4 protein-coding genes, 2 tRNA genes and 2 other RNA genes are annotated in these 3,443 nt (G+C 62.4%); 2 read left to right on the plus strand and 6 right to left on the minus strand.

Annotated elements, in window-relative coordinates; genetic code table 11:
• The coding region (locus G372_RS13405; RefSeq protein ID WP_156824349.1) for a transposase at positions 1–282 on the plus strand (282 nt) is incomplete at its 5' end.
• Positions 283–380: 98 nt separating this feature from the next.
• A tRNA-Val gene (locus G372_RS0100095) sits at positions 381–455 on the plus strand.
• Between the two features lie 371 nt (positions 456–826).
• Here G372_RS0100095 and G372_RS14430 read toward each other — a convergent pair.
• From G372_RS14430 to pdxH, 6 genes are all read right to left on the minus strand, one after another.
• Complete coding sequence (locus tag G372_RS14430) at positions 827–1,117, minus strand: type II toxin-antitoxin system HicA family toxin (protein WP_341853126.1); 291 nt, start codon at positions 1,115–1,117, stop codon at positions 827–829.
• On the minus strand, positions 1,032–1,277 hold the full coding sequence (locus G372_RS0100100) for a DUF1902 domain-containing protein (RefSeq protein WP_019624408.1): 246 nt from the start codon (positions 1,275–1,277) through the stop codon (positions 1,032–1,034). Before G372_RS0100100 ends, G372_RS14430 begins: the two co-directional genes overlap by 86 nt.
• A gap of 664 nt (positions 1,278–1,941) precedes the next feature.
• A non-coding RNA gene (locus G372_RS13655) (RtT sRNA) lies at positions 1,942–2,072 on the minus strand.
• 52 nt (positions 2,073–2,124) lie between these two features.
• A non-coding RNA gene (locus G372_RS13660) (RtT sRNA) lies at positions 2,125–2,255 on the minus strand.
• 54 nt (positions 2,256–2,309) lie between these two features.
• Positions 2,310–2,399, minus strand: a tRNA-Ser gene (locus tag G372_RS0100105).
• A gap of 78 nt (positions 2,400–2,477) precedes the next feature.
• Entirely contained in the window at positions 2,478–3,122 is a 645-nt protein-coding gene (gene pdxH / locus G372_RS0100110; protein WP_019624407.1) for a pyridoxamine 5'-phosphate oxidase, read from the minus strand.
• Between the last annotated feature and the right edge of the window lie 321 nt (positions 3,123–3,443).

The raw sequence follows: 3,443 nt of genomic DNA on the forward strand, positions 1-3,443 counted from the left end.
CTGGTACCGGTCCTGCAGGAGTCCGGGACCTCGGTCCAGCGACCCCCGCGGCTGGCGAAGGCCGGCCCGGGGCGGCTGCGCAAGACGCTCTACATGGCGGCTGTGGTGGCCACCCGCTACAACCCGGACGTGCGGCGCCAGTACCACCGCCTCCTGAGGCGGGGCAAGGCCAAGATGGCCGCCATCGGGGCGGCCATGCGCAAGCTCCTGCACATCGCCTTCGGCGTGCTCAAGTCGCAAACCCCGTATCAACCCCGAAATGACACGCCTTGCACCTCATAGGGCAAGACGGTATCTACGGCGCTGCGTCGGATTTACTCTCGTGGCAATCATTCTCGCTTGACGCCGAACACCGGTAGACGTAATCTTGCCGCCGTTCTGGGCGGTTAGCTCAGCGGTAGAGCACTGCCTTCACACGGCAGGGGTCACTAGTTCGAACCTAGTACCGCCCACCAGAAAATCACACAAAAAAGGCGACCCACGGATTCCGGGGTCGCCTTTTTTGTGTCCTCCAGACGGTCATACGTTTCGTATGGCCGAACGTGACCTTGCATGCTGAGGAAACGCTGCCAGATGCCGATAACCCGAATTCCCACGTGGTTCTGGGGCGCGACCTGCCCGATGGCCGCCGCCTGCTGAGTGATATCTTGGCAGGACGATTTCCCACGCGAGACCAGACGAATGACGCAGGTAGAAGCCGGCGAGAGTACGGGGCCCATGTCGTCTCTTGGGCGGACGCAACGGCCCGCGCGAGATCGAAGAGCGGCGCACTTTCGGTAATTGTCGCAGACATGACCACCCGGGCTTGAGCCCGGCTTTCACGGCATCAGAATGCCTTGTCTATGCCCGCTTGCTTGAGTACGCCGTTCGCTGTATGCCGTGACTTGATCCCATTGTCTACAACGAAGGTCTTGGCACTAATGGGGCTGAACCAGAGTTCGTGATCACCCTTACCCTGGCGTTTGAATGAGCATCCATGGCTCTGAAGAATCTTCTTGAGCTCGGGGGTGAAGTTGGCGGCCACGAGATCGCTAGCAAGCGATGCGCGCGGAATCGTGGCGTGAGGCGAAGACATCGAACGGGAGCTCGTGATTCTCCGTCTGAAGCGGAATGCCATTGGCCTCCAGCAGCTCAGGTACCAGTTGCCGCAGCTTGACGATCAGTTCCTCCATCGTCGCGGCCTCGGTGGCCAATCCCGGCACGTCATCGCTCTGGGCAACCCAGACAGACGCTTCCGGGTCCCATTCCGCTTGGATCTTGACGGCATGCTTGCTCATGGTTGGATCACCTTCGGTACTATCTCGTACCAGACTTTAGCTGATTAGGGATACCTGCCGTGAGTTGCCACTAATCGCAACTGGTTGCAGCCATATGTACATCGTTGGGATTGCCAGTTCCAGTGTCAACCTGCCGCTCTAGCACCTTGATGGCCCGAGATGGTGGGACCAGCGCCCTTCGTGCTGATCTGGTTTCCGCGGAGACCTCGATCGGGGGAGTGATGAGGGTCTGATTGAGCAGACGAGATGGGACGCAGGCGTTTTGGTCCCGAGTGCAAGCCTGCGAGTGGCCTTGATGGTGGACGAGGGCTGGGTGGGGTGTGTGTGCAGGTGGCCCTAGACTACCCAGAGCTTAACTTCTACGAGCGAGAATGGACTGCCGAAACATCCATCGAGGTGTCCGAAATCACTTGACCACTATATGTTGCCGCCTACGGGCCACCTTCGGTTCGCTGCGGCGTTCCGGTGTCGCTACGCGCCACCGGTCGAACCATCGTGTTGATCTCGTGGGCTCAAATCCTTGGGCACGGAGAGCGTCGTAGGATGTGATGAGCCAAGCGAATCACATCGGGGTTTCGCTCGGCTTGGGCAAAGGTGCGTTTCGCGGGGGTCAACCGCACCCTACGAGTGGCGGTGGCGGCCGATGCGTGAAAACCCTGGGAAATGGCGGAGAGGGAGGGATTACTCGGCGCGTTGCGCCTCGCCCTGCGGGTCGTCGCCTGAGGCGACGTTCGTGTGCCGCTTCGCGTCACCCGTCGAACCATCGTTGTCGATTCCTCGGGTTCGAATCCGGCTAGTCCAGGGGCTAGAAACGCAAAAGGGGCCATATAGGCCCCCATGCTGAATCTGGCGGAGAGGGAGGGATTACTCGGCGCAGCGCGCCTCGCCCTGCGGGCCGTCACCAGTGGTGACGTTCTGGCATTGCTGCGCGCTGCCAGTCGAACCATCGTGTCTAATTCCTCGGGTTCGAATCCCCGTACCTCAGGGATTATACATGCAAAAGGGGCCATACGAAGCCCCTTTGCGAAAATCTGGCGGAGAGGGAGGGATTCGAACCCTCGGTACTCGCGAGAGTACAACGGTTTTCGAGACCGCCCCGTTCGACCACTCCGGCACCTCTCCGAATTGCTGCACCGTGCGGGGTCGAGCCGCGACGGCGGAGCGAATCCTAGCAGATTCGGAGGCTTTAGCGGTAGCGGGTCAGGGCATCAGGCGGGTGATGTGCCAGCCATTGTCCGCCCGGTGGTACTGGAAGCGGTCGTGCAGGCGGCCGGCCCGGCCCTGCCAGAATTCGAACAGCTCGGGCTGCAGGCGGTAGCCGATCCAGGCGGGGTCGCGGGGGATCGCGCCTTCGGGGTATTGCTGTTCCAGGGCGTGGACGCGGCCTTCGAGGTCGGCGCGCGTGCCGATGGGCTGGCTCTGGATGGAGGCGGCAGCGGCCAGCTGACTGGCGCGCGGGCGCTGGGCAAAGTATTCGTCGGCCGCCTCGCCGGGGAGAGCGGTCACGCTGCCTTCCACGCGGATCTGGCGCTCGGTTTCGGGCCAGTAGAACAGGAGCGCGGCGCGCGGGTTCTCGGTGAGGTCCTGGCCTTTACGGCTGCGGGAGTCGGTATACCAGCAGAGATCTTCGCCCTCGACGTGCTTCAGCAGCACGGTGCGTGCGGAGGGCTGGCCATCGGCGTCGGCCGTGGCGAGGATCATTGCAGTGGGGTCCGGGTTGCCGGCGTCGCGCGCATCCTGCAGCCACTGGTCAAGGAGGGTCAGGGGGTTGTCGAGCAGGTCACGGCGATGGAGTTCGCTGTGCGTGTAGTCGCGGCGGGTGTGGCGGTGGTCGGAGGGGCTCATCGGGTCTCCCGGTGGCGTTTGTGCCCATGATAAAGGCTGCTGTCGCGAACGGCACGGGAAATTTCCGGCGGCACAATTGTCACAGGGACATTGCACCGACCTCCAGGGAAACACTGATCAATGTACACACTCGCGTTGGTACCCCAGGTTTTCCGAGACCAGGCGCGGTGCGCAGCCGGTAGTGGTTTTACCGGCAAGGGCCGCAACGCAGGACCGGGGAACCTGAGGTGCCAACCCCGAAGGGGCTCGGCCGCCCGTTGTTATCAAAAACGGGCGCGGGAACGGCGTTGCGGCTCCCTTGTGCAGAATGACTGCACGGCG

The organism is Thioalkalivibrio thiocyanoxidans ARh2 (assembly GCF_000385215.1).
GTDB classification, from domain to species: Bacteria; Pseudomonadota; Gammaproteobacteria; order Ectothiorhodospirales; family Ectothiorhodospiraceae; genus Thioalkalivibrio; species Thioalkalivibrio thiocyanoxidans.